This is a genomic window from Luteimonas wenzhouensis, from assembly GCF_007859305.1.
GTDB lineage: Bacteria > Pseudomonadota > Gammaproteobacteria > Xanthomonadales > Xanthomonadaceae > Luteimonas > Luteimonas wenzhouensis.
Genome location: NZ_VOHE01000005.1, coordinates 22,988 through 43,160, shown reverse-complemented (window position 1 = coordinate 43,160; position 20,173 = coordinate 22,988). Strand labels below are relative to the sequence as shown.

At 72.0% G+C, this 20,173-nt stretch carries 16 protein-coding genes; 10 read left to right on the top strand and 6 right to left on the bottom strand.

Annotated elements, in window-relative coordinates:
- Positions 1-41: 41 nt before the first annotated feature.
- The gene (locus FQY79_RS10425) at positions 42-695 is read right to left on the bottom strand and encodes a hypothetical protein (RefSeq protein WP_146312865.1); all 654 of its coding nucleotides are present in this window, start codon (positions 693-695) and stop codon (positions 42-44) included.
- A gap of 326 nt (positions 696-1,021) precedes the next feature.
- Here FQY79_RS10425 and FQY79_RS10420 point away from each other — a divergent pair, with 326 nt between their 5' ends.
- From FQY79_RS10420 to FQY79_RS10405, 4 genes are all read left to right on the top strand, one after another.
- Positions 1,022-1,786, top strand: coding sequence for a ferredoxin--NADP reductase (locus tag FQY79_RS10420; RefSeq protein ID WP_281289310.1), 765 nt, complete (start codon positions 1,022-1,024; stop codon positions 1,784-1,786).
- Positions 1,787-1,932: 146 nt separating this feature from the next.
- Positions 1,933-3,453 carry an alpha/beta hydrolase gene (locus FQY79_RS10415; RefSeq protein WP_146312864.1) on the top strand — a complete coding sequence of 507 codons (1,521 nt, stop codon included), beginning with the start codon at positions 1,933-1,935 and terminating at the stop codon, positions 3,451-3,453.
- Between the two features lies 1 nt (position 3,454).
- Entirely contained in the window at positions 3,455-4,198 is a 744-nt protein-coding gene (locus tag FQY79_RS10410; RefSeq protein WP_146312863.1) for an ABC transporter ATP-binding protein, read from the top strand.
- Positions 4,195-5,370: an ABC transporter permease gene (locus tag FQY79_RS10405; RefSeq protein WP_146312862.1), complete on the top strand. Its 1,176-nt coding sequence runs from the start codon at positions 4,195-4,197 to the stop codon at positions 5,368-5,370. The genes FQY79_RS10410 and FQY79_RS10405 overlap by 4 nt, the downstream gene beginning before the upstream one ends.
- A 69-nt stretch (positions 5,371-5,439) precedes the next feature.
- Here the strand turns inward: FQY79_RS10405 and FQY79_RS10400 are convergent, their stop codons facing one another.
- From FQY79_RS10400 to rpmH, 5 genes are all read right to left on the bottom strand, one after another.
- Positions 5,440-6,486: an energy transducer TonB gene (locus tag FQY79_RS10400; RefSeq protein ID WP_146312861.1), complete on the bottom strand. Its 1,047-nt coding sequence runs from the start codon at positions 6,484-6,486 to the stop codon at positions 5,440-5,442.
- 152 nt (positions 6,487-6,638) lie between these two features.
- Entirely contained in the window at positions 6,639-7,973 is a 1,335-nt protein-coding gene (gene mnmE / locus FQY79_RS10395; protein ID WP_146312860.1) for a tRNA uridine-5-carboxymethylaminomethyl(34) synthesis GTPase MnmE, read from the bottom strand.
- A 166-nt stretch (positions 7,974-8,139) separates the two neighbouring features.
- Positions 8,140-9,843, bottom strand: a complete 1,704-nt coding sequence (gene yidC / locus FQY79_RS10390; protein WP_146312859.1) for a membrane protein insertase YidC — start codon at positions 9,841-9,843, stop codon at positions 8,140-8,142.
- Positions 9,844-9,856: 13 nt separating this feature from the next.
- Entirely contained in the window at positions 9,857-10,291 is a 435-nt protein-coding gene (rnpA, locus tag FQY79_RS10385; protein ID WP_146312858.1) for a ribonuclease P protein component, read from the bottom strand.
- Positions 10,292-10,335: 44 nt separating this feature from the next.
- Positions 10,336-10,476 (bottom strand): 50S ribosomal protein L34, encoded by a 141-nt coding sequence (gene rpmH, locus FQY79_RS10380; RefSeq protein ID WP_146312857.1) that lies wholly within the window; start codon positions 10,474-10,476, stop codon positions 10,336-10,338.
- A gap of 196 nt (positions 10,477-10,672) precedes the next feature.
- On the opposite strand from rpmH, the gene dnaA reads away from it, so the two are divergent.
- The 6 genes from dnaA to FQY79_RS10350 all read left to right on the top strand — a co-directional run bounded on the left by dnaA (position 10,673) and on the right by FQY79_RS10350 (position 20,062).
- A complete protein-coding gene (gene dnaA, locus FQY79_RS10375; RefSeq protein WP_146312856.1) occupies positions 10,673-11,998 on the top strand; it encodes a chromosomal replication initiator protein DnaA in 1,326 nt (441 codons plus the stop codon).
- A 504-nt stretch (positions 11,999-12,502) separates the two neighbouring features.
- On the top strand, positions 12,503-13,603 hold the full coding sequence (dnaN, locus tag FQY79_RS10370) for a DNA polymerase III subunit beta (RefSeq protein WP_146312855.1): 1,101 nt from the start codon (positions 12,503-12,505) through the stop codon (positions 13,601-13,603).
- A gap of 109 nt (positions 13,604-13,712) precedes the next feature.
- On the top strand, positions 13,713-14,831 hold the full coding sequence (gene recF, locus FQY79_RS10365; protein WP_146312854.1) for a DNA replication/repair protein RecF: 1,119 nt from the start codon (positions 13,713-13,715) through the stop codon (positions 14,829-14,831).
- 503 nt (positions 14,832-15,334) lie between these two features.
- A complete protein-coding gene (gyrB, locus tag FQY79_RS10360) occupies positions 15,335-17,782 on the top strand; it encodes a DNA topoisomerase (ATP-hydrolyzing) subunit B (protein WP_146312853.1) in 2,448 nt (815 codons plus the stop codon).
- A 193-nt stretch (positions 17,783-17,975) separates the two neighbouring features.
- Complete coding sequence (locus FQY79_RS10355; RefSeq protein ID WP_146312852.1) at positions 17,976-18,767, top strand: M48 family metallopeptidase; 792 nt, start codon at positions 17,976-17,978, stop codon at positions 18,765-18,767.
- Between the two features lie 89 nt (positions 18,768-18,856).
- Positions 18,857-20,062 carry a tetratricopeptide repeat protein gene (locus FQY79_RS10350; RefSeq protein WP_146312851.1) on the top strand — a complete coding sequence of 402 codons (1,206 nt, stop codon included), beginning with the start codon at positions 18,857-18,859 and terminating at the stop codon, positions 20,060-20,062.
- The last annotated feature ends 111 nt before the right edge of the window (positions 20,063-20,173 follow it).

Below are 20,173 nucleotides of genomic sequence, written 5' to 3'. Positions count from 1 at the left end.
TGCGGCGCCGGGAACGGCCCGCTGCGGGCGCAGCGGCGTCCTCAGCCGGCACCGCCGCGGAGCCAGGCCTGGCGCTCCGGGCGCTCGTAGAACATGGCGGCCACGTCCTCGTGCCACGCTTGCGGCAGGCCGGCGACGTTCTCCAGCACCAAGTCGCCGAAGTCCTCCCACTCGTTGTCCTCGTCGCCGACGACCACCTTGCAGTCGTCGTTCAACCGGACGCCAGCGCGCCCAAGTTCGCCGGCGAGCCATTGCAGTCCGAGCAGCTGTTCGTGGATCAGGGCGCAGGCCGGCAGTTCGAAGCGGTCGCCCCACTCGAAGTTCCCGATCTCCTCGTGTTCCCCGATCGCGTCGTCCCCGTCCTGGCCGGCGCCGTCGTCGATGCGCTGGCCATGCACGCGCAGGAACCGGAGCATGACCTCGTCCTCCTCCGGCCATTCGCAGTTCGCGGGGATGCTGGTCTCGACGCCGAAGTCGTCCGGCCATTCCTGCCCGTTGATCGCCAGGCAGGCCAGCTGGTTGTATCCCTGGTGGCCGGTCCAGTGCAGCTTGCGCACGGGCTGCGGGATCCCGTCACGCCTGGCCAGCAGGCTCTCCAGCATCTGCCGGGTCATCGCCGCCACGTAGGCGTCGAAGCGGTAGCCGTGGGCGCCGCCCCCAAACAGCGGCGCAGTTGCGCGCGTGCCTGTGCTCATGCCGCCTCCTGTCTTCCCCGCATCGATCGAGGGCGCATCCGATCCAGCCTTCCATGCCCGCTCGAGCGGCCGGGCGTGGCGATGCTGCCCGGGATCGACCCGAGGGATGCCACGCCGGGGCGGTCGCGCGCGCGATGGCGCGTGCGCGTCCCCCTCCCATGCGGCGCTGGGCACGCTGGCGGATGCTACAGGGCGCTGCCGCCGCGGCAAAGGATCCACCCGGCTGCCGGGGAACGCGGCGCGCAGCGGCGCGTCCCGGCGGGGCCGGCCGCGTGCTTCACGGCGAGGGGCTAGTATAGGCACCCCTCTGGTCTGCTCCCCCCGCCTTGGCCATCGCCCAGTTTCCGCTCAAGCTCGTCGGCAAGCGCATGCTCGCCCCGTCGGTGGCGCACCTGACCTTCACCCGCGACGACGGCCAGCCGCTGGACTTCGTGCCCGGCCAGTTCATCCAGGTGCATTTCAACTACGCCGACGGCACGCCAACCCGGCGCTCGTATTCGCTGGCCACCATCCACGACCATGCGCTCGGCCCGGGCGACGCGGTCGAGATCGCGGTGAGCTACGTCCCCGGTGGCGCGGCCACCGCCCTGTTCGAGGGCCTGGAGCCCGGCGGGACGGTGCAGGCGAGCGGCCCGTTCGGGCGCTTCTGCCTGATGCCCGGCGACGACAACCGGCGCTACCTGCTGATCGGCACCGGCACCGGGGTGACGCCGTACCGGTCGATGCTGCCGCTGCTGGAGCAGGCGATCGCCGCGCGCGGGATCGAGGTGGTGCTGCTGTTCGGCGCGCGCTCGCCCGAGGAGCTGCTGTACGGCGAGGAGTTCCGCGCGTTCGCCCGGCGCAACCCCGGCTTCCGCTTCGTGCCGTGCTTCTCGCGCCAGCTGCCCGAACCCGGATCGCCGCACGACCACCCGGACGTGCGCCATGGCTACGTGCAGCTGTTCCTGGCCGAATTCGCGCCCGATGCGCAGGGCGACATCGCCTACCTGTGCGGCAACCCCAACATGGTCGATGCCTGCTTCGAGGCGCTCAAGGCGGCCGGGCTGCCGGTGCCGCGGATCCGCCGCGAGAAGTACGTCAGCAGCAAGTAGGCTGCCCGCCGCGCGCCCGCCCGGTCACAGGCGCCCCCCGGCCCACGTCTGCTGTTCTCGTGACGGGCGGCAGCGCCCGCGCCCGCCCGGCGCGCATCGCCGCCGTGTTCCAGACCCCAACCGATCGTCTTCCCGGAGCCTTCCGAATGAAGCCATTGCCACCCACCTTCGCCCTGCTCGCCAGCGCGCTGCTGCTGGCCGCCTGCGAGGGCGGCCCGCGCCAGCAGGTCGGCATCCATGCCGACGCCGCGGGCAGGCTGCACTACGGCGAACTGTCGTTCGAGCCCTGCGCGCTGGCCGCGCCCGGCGGCAGTTCGGTGGAAGCGCAGTGCACCACCTACGAGGTCCCCGAGGACCACGCATCGCCGGACGGGCGCAGGATCAGCCTCTCGATCGCGCTGGTGCCGGCGCGCGGCATGGCCGCGCCGGATCCGGTCTACATGATCGCCGGCGGGCCGGGCCAGTCCGCGATCGAAAGCTTCCCGATGGTGGCCGACGCGTTCTCCGACGTCAGCCGCAACCGCCACGTGGTCCTGGTCGACGCGCGCGGCACCGGCGGCTCCAACCCGCTGCACTGCTCCGGCTTCAACGACGACGATGCGCTGGCCGACCCGGCCAACGACGACCTCGCGGCCGTGGTCCGCATGACCGAGGCCTGCCGCGACGAGCTCGCGCAGCGCGCGGACCTGCGCCACTACGCCACCGGCGACCACGTCCGCGACCTAGAGCTGGTGCGCCAGGCGCTGGGGGTGGAGCAGGTCAACCTGGTGGGCGTGTCCTACGGCACCCGGGTGGCGCAGCAGTACGCGGCCACCTATCCGGCGCAGACCCGGGCGCTGGTGCTCGATTCGGTGGTGCCCAACACCCTGGTGCTGGGCCAGGAGCACGCGCGCAACCTGGAGGACGCGCTCGACGCGCAGTTCGCGCGCTGCCGCGACGACCAGGCCTGCCTCGCCAACCTCGGCGATCCGCGCGCGCAGCTGGCCACGGTGCGCGAACGCCTGCGCGCCGGCGGCATCGCCCCGGTGCGCTACCGCGACCCGGTGTCCGGCGAGTGGCGCGAGGAGGTGCCGCGCGAGATCCACCTGGTCAGCCTGCTGCGGCTGTACGCCTACCACCCCTCGATGGCCGCCACCCTGCCGCTGCTGCTGCACGAGGCCTCGCAGGAGCGCTACGAGAGCCTGCTCGCACAGTCGCGCATGCTCACCACCCAGGTCGGCGATTCGATGGCGATGGGCATGGGCCTGTCGGTGAGCTGCACCGACGACGTCCACGAACTCGCCGACCCGCCGCAGGGCGAGGACGCGACGGTGCTGGGCACGCTGCTGGTGGATGCCATGCGCGCGCAGTGCTCGGTGTGGCCCAGGGGCACCCGCGCCGAAGGCTTCCGCGAACCGCTGTCGGGCGCGCTGCCGGTGCTGGCGGTCAGCGGTGAACACGATCCGGTCACGCCGCCGCGCTACGGCGACGCGGTGGTGGAGCGGCTGGCCAACGCGCGCCACCTGGTGTTGCCTGGCCAGGGCCACAGCGTGCTCGGCGCCGGCTGCATGCCCAAGCTGTTCGCCCAGTTCCTCGAAACCACCGATGCCGCGTCGCTGGACGCCGGCTGCCTGGAGCGCCTGTCCGCGCAGCCGCCGTTCGCCGGCAACTACGGCTGGGAGCCCTGAGATGATCCTGCTCGAGAACCTGCACAAGTCCTTCCGCGGCAAGGCCGGCACCGTGCACGCGGTGAAAGGCGTCGGCTTCGAGGCCCGCGACGGCGAGATCACCGGCCTGCTCGGCCCCAACGGCGCCGGCAAGACCACCACCCTGCGCATGCTCTACACCCTGATGGCGCCCGAGCAGGGCCGGATCGAGGTCGACGGCATCGACGTGGCCAGAGATCCGGCGGCGGTGCGCCGCCGCCTGGGCGTGCTGCCCGACGCACGCGGCATCTACAAGCGCCTGACCGCGCGCGAGAACATCGCCTACTTCGGCCGCCTGCACGGCCTGGACGAAGCCACGATCCGCGCGCGCACCGAGGCGATGGCGAAGACCCTGGCGATGGACGACTTCCTCGACCGCCGCACCGAGGGCTTCAGCCAGGGCCAGCGCACCAAGACCGCGATCGCGCGCGCCCTGGTCCACGATCCGCGCAACGTGATCCTCGACGAACCCACCAACGGCCTGGACGTGATGACCACGCGCGGGTTGCGCGGCTTCCTGCGCGAACTGCGCGACGAGGGCCGCTGCGTGGTGTTCTCCAGCCACATCATGCAGGAGGTGGCCGCGCTGTGCGACCGGATCGTGGTGATCGCCCACGGCGAGGTGCGCGCGATCGGCACCCCTGACGAACTGCGCGCGATGACCGGCCTGCCGGACCTGGAGGACGTGTTCGTGCGCCTGGCCGGACTGGAAGGAGACGCCGCATGAACCTGGCTGTGATCTGGACCGTCGCGAAGAAGGAACTGATCGACCTGTTCCGCGACCGCAAGACCATGGCCCTGGGCCTGTTCATGGGCCCGGTGCTGATCCCGGCGATGTTCCTGGGCGTGGGCGCGCTGGCCGAGAAGCGGGTGCGCACCCAACTCGAATCGACCCTGGAACTGCCGGTGGTCGGCGCCGAGCACGCGCCCAACCTGGTGGCGTTCCTGGAGTCGCGCAACATCGACATCCTGCCGCCGCCCGCCGATCCCGACCGGGCGGTGCGCGACCAGGAACACGACCTGGTGCTGCGGATCGACCCGGAGTTCGGCGAGCAGTGGCGCGGCAGCCGCGCCGCCAAGGTCGAGCTGGTGTACGACAGCTCGCGCCAGGACTCGCAGATCCCGGTGAGCCGGGTGCGCGGAGTACTGACCGAGTACAGCCGCACCGTGGGCGTGCTGCGCGGGATCCACCGCGGGATCAGCCCCGAGGTCGCGTTCGCGGTGCAGATCGGCCAGCGCGACGTCGCCACCCCGGAGGCGCGGCGCGGGATGCTGCTGGTGTTCCTGCCCTACCTGCTGGTGCTTTTCAGCTTCCTGGGCGGGGCGGCGCTGGTGATCGACGTCACCGCCGGCGAACGCGAGCGGCAGTCGCTCGAGCCGCTGCTGGCCACGCCCGCGCCGCGCGCGGCGATCATGAGCGGCAAGATCCTGGCCGCCTGCCTGTTCGGCATGCTGTCGCTGCTGCTGATCGTGGTCTCGCTCAAGCTCTCGTTCCAGCTGGCGCCGGGGCCGATGCGGATGGTGGACGTGTCCGTGCCGGTGATGGCCCAGCTGCTGCTGGTGCTGCTGCCGATGGTGCTGGTGGGCACCACCCTGCTGACCCTGATCGCGGCCAGCGTGAAGTCGGTGAAGGAAGCGCAGAGCTACATGAGCGTGCTGATGTTCCTGCCGATGGTCCCGACCATCGTGCTGATGGTGAACCCGGTGAAGACCCAGCTGTGGCAGTTCGCGGTGCCGTTCCTGGCGCAGAACCAGATGATCCTCAAGCTGGTGCGCAGCGAGGCGATCACCGCCCAGGAATGGCTGGTGTACCTGGGGGCCGGGTTCGGCGCCGGCCTGGCGCTGTGGCTGCTGGCCGCGCGCCTGTACCACCGCGAGAAGCTGGCGATCTCGGCCTGAGGCCGGGATCCGGCCAAGAAGAAGCCCGGCCAGGGCCGGGCTTCTTCTTGCGCGGCCGCGGCCGCGGGGTTACTGCGACGGCGCGAAGTTGATCGTGCGCCGGCTGGTGACCGGCGCCGGCACCGGCTCGAAGCGCCAGCGCCGGACCGCGTTGAGCGCCTCGCGGTCGAACACCCGCGGCGGGGTGGCCTGGACCACGCGCGCGGCGGTGACCGTACCGTCGACGCCGACGGTGAACTCGACCTGGACCTCGCCCGAGGTGCCCGAGCGCAGCGCGTCGGGCGGATAGCGCGGCGCCGGCGTGCTGATCGCACGCAGTTCGGTGGCCGCGGGCGCGGCGCGGCGCGCGGCCTCGGCCTGGCGGCGTTCGGCTTCCAGACGCTCGGCCTCGCGGCGCGCGGCTTCCTGGCGCGCCGCCTCCTGGCGTGCGGCCTCCTGGCGCGCCGCCTCTTCCTGCGCGGCCTGCTGCGCGGCCAGTTCGCGCGCTGCCTGTTCCTGGGCCAGGCGCTGCTGCTCCTGGCGCTGGCGCTCGAGCTCGCGCTGGCGCTGCGCCTCCTGTTCGGCGGTGAGCTGCTCCTGGGCCGCACGCCGCGCCGCCTCGGCCTCGGCGCTGGCGATGGTGGTCTTGAGCCGTTCGATCGCCGGGTACGACGAGTCGGTCTTCTCGATCAGCGCCAGCAGGCGCTTGGCCTCGGCGAAGTCGCCGCGGTCGCGGCTCTGCTCGGTGGCGATCACGGTCATCGGCAGCAGGTCGACCAGCGCGCTGGACACGCCGGCGTCGGCCGGCTGCTTGTCGCGCAGGGCAAGGTAGTACTCCATCGCGTTGTCGCCGCCGGGCGCGTACAGCCGGCTCTCCTGGTAGGCCTTGGACGCGGCCTCGCGCAGCTGCTCGGCGTCCATGGCGGCGACCTCGGCCGAGACCGCCTCGGCCGGCGCCTGCGGCGCCTGGGCGGGCTCGCCCGCGGCCGGCGTGGACGGCGTGGCCGGCGCCTGGGCGGGCGGCGCGTCCTGCTTGCAGCCTGCCAGCAGCACGGCAAGCCCGAGTCCCAGCGCGAGCGCGCCGGTCGGCAGACGCGGCGGCACCCTCCGGCCGGCCGCGGTGGTGTTGGTGGACATTCGGTTTTCCCCTGTGGTGACGGTGGTGCTGCGCATCTAGGACGCGACAGGCCGCGACGTTTGTCAACTGCGCGGCCATGGCCGGCAAGTCTGCGCGGCGACGCGCGGGCAAACTGTGACGCGGTTTGCGGAATTCCCGCGCGCGCCGCCGGCTACTTGCCGATGCAGAACGTGGAGAAGATATGGCCCAGCAGGTCATCAGGCAACGTCCGCCCGGTGATCTCGCCCAGCGCATCGTGCGCCAGCCGCAGGTGCTCGGCCGCCAGCTCGAGCTGCTCGCCCTGCAGTCGCTCCGCCGCCTGCGCGCAGGCGGTGGCGGTGCGTTCGAGCGCCTGCACGTGCCGCAGCCGGGCGCTGAACCCGCCCTCGCCCGGCGCGATCGCGGCGGCGGCCTCGCGCAGGCGCGCGCGCAGCGCGTCGAGCCCCGCACCGGTCAGCGCCGAGACCCGCAGCGCGCCGTCGTCCGGCGCGCCGGCGCCGGGCGCGAGCAGGTCGGCCTTGTTGTGCAGCACGATGCGCCCGGGCACCGGGTCAAGGTCGGCGTCCAGCGCGCGCAGGCCGGCCTCGGGGTCGCGCGCGTCCAGCACCACCAGGGCCAGGTCGGCGCGGGCGAGTTCGGCGCGGGCGCGGCGCATGCCCTCGCGCTCGATCGCGTCGCCGTCCTCGCGCAGGCCGGCGGTGTCGACCAGGGTCAGTTCCAGGCCGTCGAACTGCAGCGTTTCCTGCAGCAGGTCGCGGGTGGTGCCGGGGATCGCGGTGACGATCGCCCGTTCGCTGCCGGCGAGCGCGTTGAGCAGCGAACTCTTGCCGGCGTTGGGCGGACCGACCAGCACCGCGTGCAGGCCGTCGCGCAGCCGGCGCCCGCGTTCGGCGGCGGCACGCAGGTCGCGCAGCCGGCCACGCGCCTGCTCCAGGCGCTGGCGCAGGGCCTCGCCGCCGAGGGTGTCGAGCGGTTCGTCGGCGAAGTCGATCGCCGCCTCCACCTGGACCCGGATCGCGAGCAGGTCGGCGGCAATCGCCTCGACCCGGGCGGAGAACTCGCCTTCGAGCGAACGCCTGGCCGCGCGCGCCGCGCGCAGGTCGGCCGCGGCGATCAGGTCGGCCACCGCCTCGGCCTGGGCCAGGTCCAGGCGGCCGTTGAGGCAGGCGCGCTCGCTGAATTCGCCCGGCCGCGCATCCTCCGCGCCCAGCGCGCGGCAGCGCGCGAGCAGCTGCCGCAGCACCGGCAGGCTGCCGTGCGCCTGCAGTTCGACCACGTCCTCGCCGGTGTAGCTGGCCGGCGCCGCGAACAGCAGCGCGATGCCGTCGTCGATCACGCTGCCGTCGTGGTCGCGGAAACGCACGTAGTGGGCATGGCGCGGCCGCAACCGGCGCCCGCACAGCGCGGCCGCGATCTCCCGCGCGCGCGGCCCGGACAGGCGCACGATGCCGATGCCGGCGGCGCCGGGGGCGGTGGCGATGGCGGCGATGGTGCGCAGGTCGGTCAAGCCGGTGATGGTCGCGGGAAGGGAAGAGGCGGGACGCGGCGCGCGCGCCGGGCGTCACGCGATCGGATGCACGTGTCGCCGCGGGCCGCGACGGCGGCGGGCATGGGCGACGCGCCGGCGCGGGCGGGACGGGCGGCGGGCGCGGCGCGCCCGCGCGCGGCCGGGCTCAGGCCCTGGCCGGCGCGTCGGCGTACTTGCGCAGCATGTACCACTGCTGCAGCAGGCCCAGGCCGCCGTTGACCACCCAGTACAGCACCAGGCCGGCCGGGAAGAAGACCATCATGACGCCGAACACGATCGGCATCATCTGCATCATCCGCTGCTGCATCGGATCCATGCCGGTCATCGGCGAGAGCTTCTGGGTGGCCCACATCACCGCCACGTTGATCACCGGCAGGATGAACCACGGGTCGCGCGCGGTCAGGTCCTGGATCCAGCCGATCCACGGCGCGTGGCGCAGCTCCACCGACTCGAGCAGCACCCAGTACAGGGCGAAGAAGATCGGCATCTGCAGCAGCACCGGCAGGCAGCCGCCGACCGGGTTGATCTTCTCCTTCTTGTACAGCTCCATCATCGCGACCTGGAACTTCTGCCGGTCGTCGCCGTAGCGCTCCTTGAGCTGCTGCATGCGCGGCTGGAACTTGCGCATCTTCGCCATCGACTTGTACTGCGCGTTGGCCAGCGGGAACAGCAGCACCTTCACCAGCAGCACCAGGCCCACGATCGCCCAGCCCCAGTTGCCGAACAGCCGGTGCAGCTTCTCCAGCACCCAGAACAGGCCCTCGCCCAGCCAGGCCATGACCGAGAAGCGGCTGTAGTCCACCACCCGCTCCAGCCCGGGCACCTGCTGCGCCTTGATCTGGTTGACCAGCTTGGGACCGACCCACAGCCGGGCGCTGGCGGTCGCCTGCTGGCCCGGCGCGACCACCACCGGCTCGCTGGCCATCTCGCGGATCAGGTAGCGCGGCGCGCCGCTGGAGCGGTCGGTGTCCAGGGTAATCGCGTTGCGCGCGCCGGCGGCCTCGCCCGGCAGCCACGCGCCGAAGAAGTGGTGCTGGACGAACGCGATCCAGGTGTTGGTGTCGGTGGCGTTGACCGCGCCGTCCTCGTAGTCGCTGAACCAGCGGCGCAGGTAGCCTTGCGAATCGCCGAACCAGGTCGCGCCGGTGAGGCTGAACGACTCGGGGTTGGTCATCCCGCGCTTGACGTTCGGGCTGCCGCGCATCAGCTGGCGGTAGGCGAAGCCCTGCCACGGCTCGCCGCCGGCGTTGACGATCTCGTCGCGCACGGTGATCGCGTACTGGCCGCGGGACAGGACGTAGCTGCGGCGGATGCTCACCCCGTCCGGGCCCTGCCACACGAACGGCACCACCAGTTCGTCCTGCCCCGGGGCCAGGGCGAGGCGGCGCTTGTCGCCGGCCGGCACGAAGCCCTGCAGGTGGTTGGGGGCGGCGCCGCCGGCGCTCACCCAGCCGCTCTGGGCGGCGTAGAAGCTGGTGCCGCTGTTGTCGAACAGCACCACCGGCGGGCTGCCCGGGTCGCGGGTCTGCGGATACGCCAGCAGCTCGGCGCGCAGCACGCTGCCACCGTCGACCAGCAGGCGCAGCACGTCGGTCTCGACCTCGACCACCCCGGAGGCGGGGGCGGCGTGGCTCTCGGCCTGGGCCCCGGCGGGTGCCACCGCCGGGGCATCGGGCACCCCCGCGGGCGCGGCGGCCGGCGCCGACGGCACCGCGGCCGGGACGTCGGCGGCCGCCTGCGCGGCGGGCGGCGGGGCCAGCGGCGTGGACTGCTCCTTGTTCCACTCCATCCACAGCAGCACCGCCACCATCAGCCAGGCGAGGATCAGGAAGGTGCGGGTCTGGTTCATCGGGCGGGCAGGCTCATTCGCCGGCAAGCGGCGGCGGGTCGGAGGAAGGCGGGGAGGCCGGGGAGGAATGCGGGGCCGGCATTGTGCCGTCCGCGGCTGGGGGCGGCAACGCACCGGCGCGCCGGAGCAGCTGGCTGCAGGCCTCGCGCAGCGCCGCCGCACTGGCGCTGGCGGCCGGGGGCCGGGCCACCAGCACGTAGTCGCCGCCGGGCAGCTGGCTGCGCAGCAGGCGGAAATGTTCGCGCAGGACGCGGCGGATGCGGTTACGCACCACGGCCCGGCGATCCACCTTGCGCGAGACCGCCAGGCCCAGCCGCGCGGGGCCGGTCTCGCGGCGCCAGTGCAGGGCGAGCACGGGCAGCGCGACGCGGCGGCCGTCGCGGAAGATGCGGTCGAAGTCGGCGCGCGCCCGGACCCGCGCCGTCGGCGGGAAGCGCGCTTGGCTCATGCGAGGCAGGACAGGACCCGGTCCAGGCGCGGGTCCGGCGCGGCTCAGGCCGACAGGCGCTTGCGGCCCTTGGCGCGGCGGCGGGCGATGATCTTGCGGCCGTCGGCGGTCGCCATGCGCGCACGGAAGCCGTGGTCGCGCTTGCGCTTGAGGTTGCTGGGCTGGAAGGTGCGCTTGGTGGCCATGGCGGGATGCTGTGGGTACGGCGGGCGGAAAGAACCGGCGATTCTAGCGACGGCCCACGATCCGGGTCAAGTCGACGGGCGCGCCGGCGGATGCACGCCCGGGGTGCGGGTGGTAGGCTGGCCTGCTCCCGCCACACCGGACGACCGGCCCGCCCCGAGCGGGCCGGCCGGCCCCGATTTCCTCCGTCACGACCCTATGGATGCCTGGCCCCGCTGCCTAGAACGCCTCGAAGCCGAACTGCCCGCCGAGGACGTTCATACCTGGCTCAAGCCGCTGCAGGCGAGCCGACAGGACAGCCGGACGGTGCTGTACGCGCCCAACGCCTTCGTCCGCGACGAGGTCGAGAGCCGCTACCTGCAGCGGATCCGCGAGCTGCTCGCGCACTTCGGCGGCAGCGACGAGGTGGCGCTGGAAATCGGCTCGCTGCCGCGCGCGGCCGCGGCGCCGGCCACGGTGGCCGCCGCCCCGGCGCAGCCCGCGCCGCCGATGGAGGCCTTCGCCGGCCACCTCGACCCGCACTACACCTTCGACAACTTCGTCGAGGGCCGCAGCAACCAGCTCGGACGCGCCGCCGCCTGGCAGGCCGCGCTCAAGCCCGGTGACCGCACCCACAACCCGCTGCTGCTGTACGGCGGCACCGGCCTGGGCAAGACCCACCTGATGTTCGCCGCCGGCAACGAGATGCGGCGGCAGAACCCGTCCGCGCGCGTGCTCTACCTGCGCTCGGAGCAGTTCTACAGCGCCTTCTTCCGCTCGCTGCAGGAGAAGACCACCGACCGCTTCAAGCGCCAGTTCCAGCAGGTCGACGCGCTGCTGATCGACGACATCCAGTTCTTCGCCGGCAAGGACCGCACCCAGGAGGAGTTCTTCCACACCTTCAACGCGCTGTTCGAGAGCCGGCAGCAGATCATCATGACCTGCGACCGCTACCCGCGCGAGGTGGAAGGGCTCGAGCCGCGACTCAAGTCGCGCCTGTCCTGGGGCCTGTCGGTGGCGATCGACCCGCCCGACTTCGAGACCCGCGCCGCGATCGTACTGGCCAAGGCCCAGGAGCGCGGCATCCTGGTGCCGGACGAGGTGGCGTTCCTGCTGGCCAAGAAGATGCACGGCAACGTGCGCGACCTCGAGGGCGCGCTCAACTCGCTGGCCGCGCGCGCCAACTTCACCGGCCGCACGATCACCGTGGAGTTCGCCCAGGAGACCCTGCGCGACCTGCTGCGGGCGCAGCAGCAGTCGATCGGCATCCCCAACATCCAGAAGGTGGTGGCCGACTACTACGGGCTGCAGATCAAGGACCTGCTGTCCAAGCGCCGCACCCGCTCGCTGGCGCGCCCACGCCAGGTGGCGATGGCGCTGGCCAAGGAACTCACCGAGCACTCGTTGCCCGAGATCGGCGACGCCTTCGCCGGCCGCGACCACACCACCGTGCTGCACGCCTGCCGCCAGGTGCGCAACCTGATGGCCACCGACGGCAAGCTGCGCGAGGACTGGGACAAGCTGATCCGCAAGCTTTCGGAGTGAGTCGGCGGCGCGCGGCCCGCCGGCGCGGCCGGCCGCACCGCTGCGACGCGGCCGGGACCGGGCCGGCTGCCCCTGCAACGCCCACGCCAAGACGTGCCAATGGGACGCAGCGAGTACACAGTGGCGCCCACGGGACGCGGCCAGGCGCTCCGGGACCGGATCGGCCGCTTCCCCGCGCCGACCTCCCGCCCCTTCCCACGCCCGCCCGGGGACAGGCCAGGAAGCCGCCGGGCCGGCCCCACCTGCGGCCTGAAACCTTCGCTACACTAGATGTTGGGGTGTGCGTGGACAGCAGTGGCACAAGCTGTGGACAAGCCGCAGGGGACGGAATGATCCACAGCTTTGCGGCCTGCAGGCCGGGCACTTGTCCACACCCGCCCAGGAGAAGAAAAACCATACAAAACAGTGGGTTATGTGAGTTATTCCCGCTGTGCAGGCCCCCCAGCCCCACCGCTTTTCAAGATTTTCCCGTTTCTTAGAAGCCTTGCCACAGGAATCCTACGCATGCGTTTCAGCCTGCAACGCGAAGCCCTCCTGAAGCCGCTCGCGCAAGTGGTCAACGTCGTCGAACGCCGGCAGACCCTGCCGGTGCTGGCCAACCTGCTGACCCAGGTCTCCGGCGGGGAGCTGTCTCTGACCGGCACCGACCTGGAAGTGGAGATGGTGGCGCGCAGCAGCGTGGACGATTCCCAGGACGGCGAGACCACGATCCCGGCGCGCAAGCTGTTCGACATCGTCCGTGCCCTGCCCGACGGCAGCAAGGTCACGGTGTCGCAGTCGGGCGACAAGATCACGGTGCAGGCCGGGCGCAGCCGCTTCACCCTGTCGAGCCTGCCGGCCAACGACTTCCCGTCCGTGGACGAGGTCGAGGCGACCGAGCGCGTGGCCGTGCCCGAGGCTGCGCTCAAGGAACTGATCGAGCGCACCGCCTTCGCCATGGCCCAGCAGGACGTGCGCTACTACCTCAACGGCCTGCTGTTCGACCTGGCCGAGACCCGCCTGCGCTGCGTGGCGACCGATGGCCATCGCCTGGCGCTGTGCGAGACCGCGCTGGAGTCGGCGGTGCAGGCCAAGCGCCAGATCATCGTGCCGCGCAAGGGCGTGCAGGAGCTGCAGCGCCTGCTGGAGGGCGGAGAGCGCACGCTCGAACTGGAAATGGGCCGCAGCCACGTGCGGGTCAAGCGCGACGACGTGACCTTCACCAGCAAGCTGATCGATGGCCGCTTCCCCGACTACGAGGCGGTGATTCCGATCGGCGCCGACCGCGAGGTGAAGATCGACCGCGAAGCACTGCGCGCCGCCCTGCAGCGTGCGGCGATCCTGTCCAACGAGAAGTACCGCGGCGTGCGGCTGGAGGTGTCGCCGGGACTGGTGCGGATCAACGCCCACAACCCCGAGCAGGAGGAAGCCCAGGAAGAGGTCGAGGCCGAGACCCGGGTCGACGGCCTGGCCGTGGGCTTCAACGTCAACTACCTGCTCGACGCGCTGGGCGCCCTGCGCGACGAGTTCGTGGTCCTGCAGCTGCGCGATGCCAACTCTTCGGCCCTGGTGCGCGAGGCGGGCAGCGAGCGCTGCCGCCACGTGGTGATGCCGCTGCGGCTGTGACCCTGGCCATGTTCCACGTGGAACGTCCTGATTCGCCCGGCCCGTGCCGGGCGAATTCGTTTTCCCGGCCGGACTCCGGCGCCGGTCGAGCCGACCCGCGGGGGTGCGCATGCATCTGACCCGGCTCACGGTCAGCGCGGTCCGCAATCTCGAGCCGCTCGAACTGCATCCGGATCCCGGCCTCAACCTGGTACTGGGCGGCAACGGCGCGGGCAAGACCAGCCTGCTGGAAGCGATCCACCTGCTGGCCTACGGGCGCAGCTTCCGCGGCCGGGTCCGCGACGGCCTGGTCCGGACCGGCGCCCCGGCACTGGAGGTGTTCGCCGAATGGGAAGAGCCCGGGGGGCGGCGGCGCGCGGGGCTGCGGCATGGCGGCCAGGCCTGGACCGGTCGCCTGGACGGGGAGCCGGTGGAACAGCTCGGCGATCTGTGCGCCGCACTGGCCGCGATCACCTTCGAACCCGGCAGCCATGCCCTGGTCACCGCCGGCAGCGAGGCCCGGCGACGCTATCTCGACTGGGGCCTGTTCCACGTGGAACACGACGGCGACGAAGCCTTCCGCCCCGTGTGGCGCCGTTACACGCGGGCGCTGAAGCAGCGCAATGCCCTGCTCAAGCAGCGCGTGGCGGCGGACCAGCTCGATGCCTGGGATGCGGAACTGGTCCAGGCCGCCGAGCCGCTGGACCGGCAGCGCCGGGCCTACGTCGATCGCCTGCAGCCGCTGGTCCAGTCCCTGTCCGCGGAGCTCGTGCCCCAGCTCGGCGAGGGCCGCTTGGCGTACCGGCCGGGCTGGCGTGCGGACCAGCTGCCGCTGGCCGACGCCCTGCTGCTTGCGCGCGAACGGGACCTGGCGACCGGCTTCACGTCGGTCGGGCCGCACCGGGCGGACTGGCGCATCGAGCATGCACTGCGGCCGGCGGGGGAAGCCCTCTCGCGCGGCCAAGCCAAGCTCACCGCCCTGGCCTGCCTGCTGGCGCAGGCCGAGGACTACGCCGCCCGGCGGGGCCACTGGCCGGTCTTCCTGCTCGATGACCTGACCGCCGAACTGGACCGCGGCCACCAGGGACGCCTGCTGGCCCGCCTGCGCGCCAGCGGCGCCCAGGTCTTCGTGACCGGGACCGATGTGCCCGCCGGGCTGGCGGCCAGCGGCTGGACGCCAGCCGTGTTCCACGTGGAACACGGTCGGGTCCGGCGCGCGGACGCCGCGGACGCCAGCAACGCACATTGACAGACGCCCTGCCCCGGCCAAGGGCGGGGCGTCGCCAGCCCGGCTGTGCGTCCTGACGCCTGTGTTCGCGCTCCTGCCTGCGTCGGCCTCATCGCGGGTCCGGAGGGCGGGTCCCGCTCAGCCGCGACCTGGGGCCGGAAGGCGGGGGCGTGGCGGCCGGGGTGCGCCGGGCCCAGGTGTGTGCCCTGCCCCGCGCGCCTGACTGGGTGGAGACGCCCGCGGCCCGTCCGCGCGGCCCCCCGCTGCCGCCGGCGCCGTCACGACCCGCCTGGCCTGTGCGCGGTGGCTGGCGGAGCCTGCGCCCGCGCCGTCCCGGTGCCGCCACGGTTCCGCCGGCACTCACGCACGTGGGCTGCGGCCCGCGCCCCCAACCGCCGGCAAACGGTCCCGACCACCGGCGCGGTGGTGGCCGGTGCGCGCGGTATAATGTCGCCTGAGTCCCTATTACTAATGTGTCGCTGGCGTGGCGCCCCTGCGCGCCGCGCCGCTGCACTGGTGGTGCAATGACCGAACAGCCCCAAGCAACCGGCGGAACCCCCGCCCCGACCTACGATTCGAGCCGGATCACCGTGCTGCGCGGCCTGGAGGCCGTGCGCAAGCGCCCGGGCATGTACATCGGCGACGTGCACGATGGCACCGGCCTGCACCACATGGTGTTCGAGGTGGTCGACAACTCGATCGACGAAGCCCTGGCCGGCTTCGCCGACGAGGTCGTGGTGACGATCCACGAGGACGGTTCGGTCTCGGTCGCGGACAACGGCCGCGGCATCCCGGTGGACATCCACAAGGAGGAAGGGCGCTCGGCGGCCGAGGTCATCATGACCGTGCTGCACGCCGGCGGAAAGTTCGACGACAACAGCTACAAGGTGTCCGGCGGCCTGCATGGCGTGGGCGTGTCGGTGGTCAACGCGCTGTCCTCGAAGCTGACCCTGGACATCTGGCGCGACGGCTACCACCACCACCAGGAGTACGCCCTGGGCGAGCCGCTGCATCCGCTCGAGCGGCGCGAACCGTCCACCCGCCGCGGCACCCTCACCCGCTTCTGGCCGTCGACGGAGATCTTCACCGACACCGAGTTCCACTACGACATCCTCGCCCGGCGCCTGCGCGAGCTGTCGTTCCTCAATTCCGGGGTGCGGATCGTGCTGGCCGACGAGCGCGGCGAGGGCCGGCGCGACGTGTTCCAGTACGAGGGCGGCATCGCCAGCTTCGTCGAGCACCTGGCCCAGCTCAAGACCCCGCTGCACCCGAACGTGATCTCGGTGTCTGGCGAGCAGAACGGCATCACGGTGGAGGTCGCCCTGCAGTGGACCGACTCCTACCAGGAGACGATGTTCTGCTTCACCAACAACATCCCGCAGAAGGACGGCGGCACCCACCTGCAGGGCTTCCGTTCGGCGCTCACGCGCACGCTCACCAACTACATCGAGCAGAGCGGAATCGCCAGGCAGGCCAAGGTGAGCTTCACCGGCGACGACATGCGCGAGGGCCTGATCGCGGTGCTGTCGGTGAAGGTGCCGGACCCGAGCTTTTCCTCGCAAACCAAGGAAAAGCTTGTCTCATCGGATGTGAGACCGGTCGTTGACAGCACGTTCTCTGCGCGTTTGGAGGAGTTCCTGCAGGAACACCCCCATGAGGCCCGCGCGATCGCGGGCAAGATCGTCGAGGCCGCGCGCGCGCGCGAAGCCGCGCGCAAGGCGCGCGACCTCACCCGCCGCAAGGGCGCGCTGGACATCGCCGGCCTGCCCGGCAAGCTCGCCGACTGCCAGGAGAAGGATCCGGCGCTGTCGGAGCTGTTCATCGTCGAGGGCGACTCGGCCGGCGGCTCGGCCAAGCAGGGCCGCAACCGCAGGAATCAGGCGGTGCTGCCGCTGCGCGGCAAGATCCTCAACGTCGAGCGCGCGCGTTTCGACCGCATGCTCTCGTCGGCCGAGGTGGGCACGCTGATCACCGCGCTGGGCACCGGCATCGGCAAGGACGAGTACAACCCCGACAAGCTGCGCTACCACCGCATCATCATCATGACCGACGCGGACGTGGACGGCTCCCACATCCGCACCCTGCTGCTGACCTTCTTCTACCGGCAGATGCCGGAGCTGATCGAACGCGGCCACGTCTACATCGGCCTGCCGCCGCTGTACAAGGTCAAGCAGGGCAAGACCGAGCTCTACCTCAAGGACGACGCGGCGCTCGACGCCTACCTGGCCGCGAACGCGGTCGAGGGCGCGGCGCTGGTGCCGGCCGAGGGCGAGCCGCCGATCGAGGGCGCGGCGCTGGAGAAGCTGCTGCTGGCCTACGCCGGCGCGCGCGAGGCGATCGCCCGCAACGCCCACCGCTACGACCCGCAGCTGCTCGAGGCGCTGATCGACTTCACCCCGCTCGAGCCGGAGATCCTCAGCGCCAACACCGACGAGCGCCACGAGCTCGACGCGCTGGAAAAGCGCCTCAACCACGAAGGCCTCGGCCGCCCGCGCTACCGCCTGGAGTGGCAGCCGGCGCAGGGCGACCGCCCTGCGGCGCTGATCGCGCATCGGCGCCACATGGGCGTGGAGGCGATCCAGGTGCTGCCGCTGTCGGCCTTCGAGGGCGGCGAGCTGCGCGCGCTCAAGGACGCGGCCGACCTGCTCCACGGCCTGGTCCGCGAAGGCGCGCAGATCCTGCGCGGCAACCGCGCCCAGCCGGTGACCAGCTTCGCCCAGGCCCACGCCTGGCTGCTGGAGGAGGCCAAGAAGGGGCGTCAGATCCAGCGCTTCAAGGGCCTGGGCGAGATGAACCCCGAACAGCTGTGGGAGACCACGGTCAATCCCGAGACCCGGCGCCTGCTGCAGGTGCGGATCGAGGACGCGGTGGCCGCCGACCAGATCTTCAGCACCCTGATGGGGGACGTGGTGGAGCCGCGGCGCGAGTTCATCGAGGACAACGCGCTCAAGGTGTCCAACCTCGACATCTGACCCCGGGGTGCTCGTCGCTCGCGGCGCCCCCGGGGGGGCCGCCGCGGCGGGGGGCGGCGGTGGCGGGAACATGCGGCATCGGACGCGCAGCCCGACGAAGTCGGCATACAGTGGCGGCGATCACGCCCGATTGACGAAAAATTAAGATCTTCGTCGCCAAACTCGCCACCTGCAGTACCCGGAACCCACGTCCATGAAGCACTCCCTCGCCGCGCTGGTGATGGTCGGCGTCCTGTCCGCCTGTGCCACCACGACCTCGTCCACCGGGCGGACCCAGTACGTGGGCGCGGTGTCCGAGCAGCAGCTCCACCAGCTCGGCGCACAGGCCTTCACCGAGGCCAGGCAGAAGGGTCCGCTCAGCACCGATGCGCGCCAGAACGCCTACGTGCGCTGCGTGGTCGACGCGCTGGTGCGCCAGCTTCCGGCCGCCCAGCGCCAGCTGGCGTGGGAGACCGCGGTCTTCGCCCAGGACGAGCCCAACGCCTTCGCCCTGCCCGGCGGCAAGGTCGGCATCAATTCCGGCCTGTTCAAGGTCGCCAGGAGCCAGGACCAGCTGGCGGCGGTGGTCGCGCACGAGATCGGCCACGTGGTCGAACGCCACCACGACGAGCGCATCACCCGGCAGATGGGCGCGGCCGGCGTGGTCCAGCTGCTGGGCGCGCTCGCCGGCGACTACGGCCAGCTGGCCACCCAGGGCGGCGGGCTGCTGGCGCAGACCGGGTTCCTGCTGCCGGGATCGCGCGCCCAGGAGAGCGAGGCCGACGTCGTCGGCCAGCGGCTCATGGCCCAGGCCGGATTCGACCCGCGCGCCGCGGTGGGCCTGTGGGAGAACATGATCGCCGCCGGCGGCAGCCGTCCGCCGCAGTGGCTGTCCACCCACCCCGACCCCCAGAGCCGGATCGCCGAGTTGCGGGCGCGGGCCGAGCAGCTCGTGCCGACCTGGCAGCAGGCGCGCGCGGCAGGACGACGACCCGCCTGCGGCTGAACGGCCCCCCGGGGTTTCGCCCCGACGCCGTTTCGCAATACCCTTCCAACCCCCGCGCCCCACAGCGCGCGTGCCACGAGGCCAGACCCATGCCCCACAAGACGCTCCCGACCCGCCTGCTGACCGCGATGATGGCAACCGGCCTGATGCTGGCGACCACTGCCGCGCTGGCCCAGGGCACGAGCCGCGCCGAGCAGCGGCGGGCCGAGCGCGCGGCGAAGGCGGACGAAGCGCAGCAGGTCGACAAGTTCGCCGGCGCCACCCGCAAGGAGCCCGAAGGCAGGGCCTCCTCGCGCGCGTCGAGCACCCGCCTGGGCAAGCTCTCGGACGCCTACGAGGCGCAGGACGTGGCCCGGACCCAGGCACTGGCCGACGAGATCATCGCCGACGAGAAGTCCAACGCGTACGAGCGCTCGGTGGCCGCGCGCATCGCCGGCGCGCTGATGCTGGGCGAGGACGAAGCCAAGGCGCTGGAGTACTTCGAGCGCGCGCTGGAGTTCGACGGGCTGAAGAACCGCGAGCACTATGAGGTGATGTACATCATCGCCCAGCTGCACGCGCAGGACGAACGCTACGACCAGGCCCTGGCCACGATCGACCGGCTGGTCGCCGAGACCAGCACCACCGATCCGGACATCGCCGCTTTGCGCGGCAACGTGCTGCTGCGCCTGGAGCGCTACGACGAGGCGATCGCCACCCTCCAGCCGCTGGCCGAATCGCCCGAGGCCAAGACCCAGTGGCAGCAGCTGCTGATGGCGGCCTACGCCGAGAGCGACCGCGGCGAGGAGGCCACCCGCCTGGCCGAGCGCATCGCCGCCGCCACCCCCGACGACAAGCGCTCGCAGCTCAACCTGGCCGCGGTCTACCTGCAGACCGACCAGTACGAGAAGGCGGCCGGGGTCTACGAGGCCCTGCGCGCCCGGGGCGAGCTGACCGAGGAGCGCGAGTACCGCAACCTCATCGCCTCCTACCTGAGCCTGGACGACGGCCATGCCAGGGCGATAGGCATCATCAATGAGGGGCTGGAGAAGAACATCCTGCCGCCCGACTACCAGACCTACATCGCCCTGGCCCAGGCGCACTACTTCGGCGAGCCGCAGAACGTGGCCGAGTCGATCGCGGCCTACCAGAAGGCCGCGCCGCTGGCGCCGACCGGGGAGACCTACCTCAATCTCGCCAGGCTGCTGTCCAACGAGGGCCGCCTGGCGGAGGCCAAGGAAGCGGCCCAGCGCGCCCTCGACAAGGGCATCCGTTCGCCCGAGGAAGCACGCCGCATCCTCTCGCGCAGCAACTGACCAATTGCACGGGAAACCTGTTGGTATCGCGCCAGCGGATTGGTATAAGCTTGGGGATTCCCGTCGCCGAAAACCGGCGGCGGTTTACGACACGACCACGGGGCGCCGAGC

Bases quoted from the DNA above. Each gene is read 5' to 3' on its own strand.
- yidC (WP_146312859.1), bottom strand. From the start codon at position 9,843: ATGAACCAGACCCGCACCTTCCTGATCCTCGCCTGGCTGATGGTGGCG.
- FQY79_RS10415 (WP_146312864.1), top strand. From the start codon at position 1,933: ATGAAGCCATTGCCACCCACCTTCGCCCTGCTCGCCAGCGCGCTGCTG.
- gyrB (WP_146312853.1), top strand. From the start codon at position 15,335: ATGACCGAACAGCCCCAAGCAACCGGCGGAACCCCCGCCCCGACCTAC.
- rpmH (WP_146312857.1), bottom strand. From the start codon at position 10,476: ATGGCCACCAAGCGCACCTTCCAGCCCAGCAACCTCAAGCGCAAGCGC.
- FQY79_RS10405 (WP_146312862.1), top strand. From the start codon at position 4,195: ATGAACCTGGCTGTGATCTGGACCGTCGCGAAGAAGGAACTGATCGAC.
- dnaA (WP_146312856.1), top strand. From the start codon at position 10,673: ATGGATGCCTGGCCCCGCTGCCTAGAACGCCTCGAAGCCGAACTGCCC.
- FQY79_RS10410 (WP_146312863.1), top strand. From the start codon at position 3,455: ATGATCCTGCTCGAGAACCTGCACAAGTCCTTCCGCGGCAAGGCCGGC.
- FQY79_RS10425 (WP_146312865.1), bottom strand. From the start codon at position 695: ATGAGCACAGGCACGCGCGCAACTGCGCCGCTGTTTGGGGGCGGCGCC.
- FQY79_RS10400 (WP_146312861.1), bottom strand. From the start codon at position 6,486: ATGTCCACCAACACCACCGCGGCCGGCCGGAGGGTGCCGCCGCGTCTG.
- FQY79_RS10355 (WP_146312852.1), top strand. From the start codon at position 17,976: ATGAAGCACTCCCTCGCCGCGCTGGTGATGGTCGGCGTCCTGTCCGCC.
- FQY79_RS10350 (WP_146312851.1), top strand. From the start codon at position 18,857: ATGCCCCACAAGACGCTCCCGACCCGCCTGCTGACCGCGATGATGGCA.
- rnpA (WP_146312858.1), bottom strand. From the start codon at position 10,291: ATGAGCCAAGCGCGCTTCCCGCCGACGGCGCGGGTCCGGGCGCGCGCC.
- dnaN (WP_146312855.1), top strand. From the start codon at position 12,503: ATGCGTTTCAGCCTGCAACGCGAAGCCCTCCTGAAGCCGCTCGCGCAA.
- recF (WP_146312854.1), top strand. From the start codon at position 13,713: ATGCATCTGACCCGGCTCACGGTCAGCGCGGTCCGCAATCTCGAGCCG.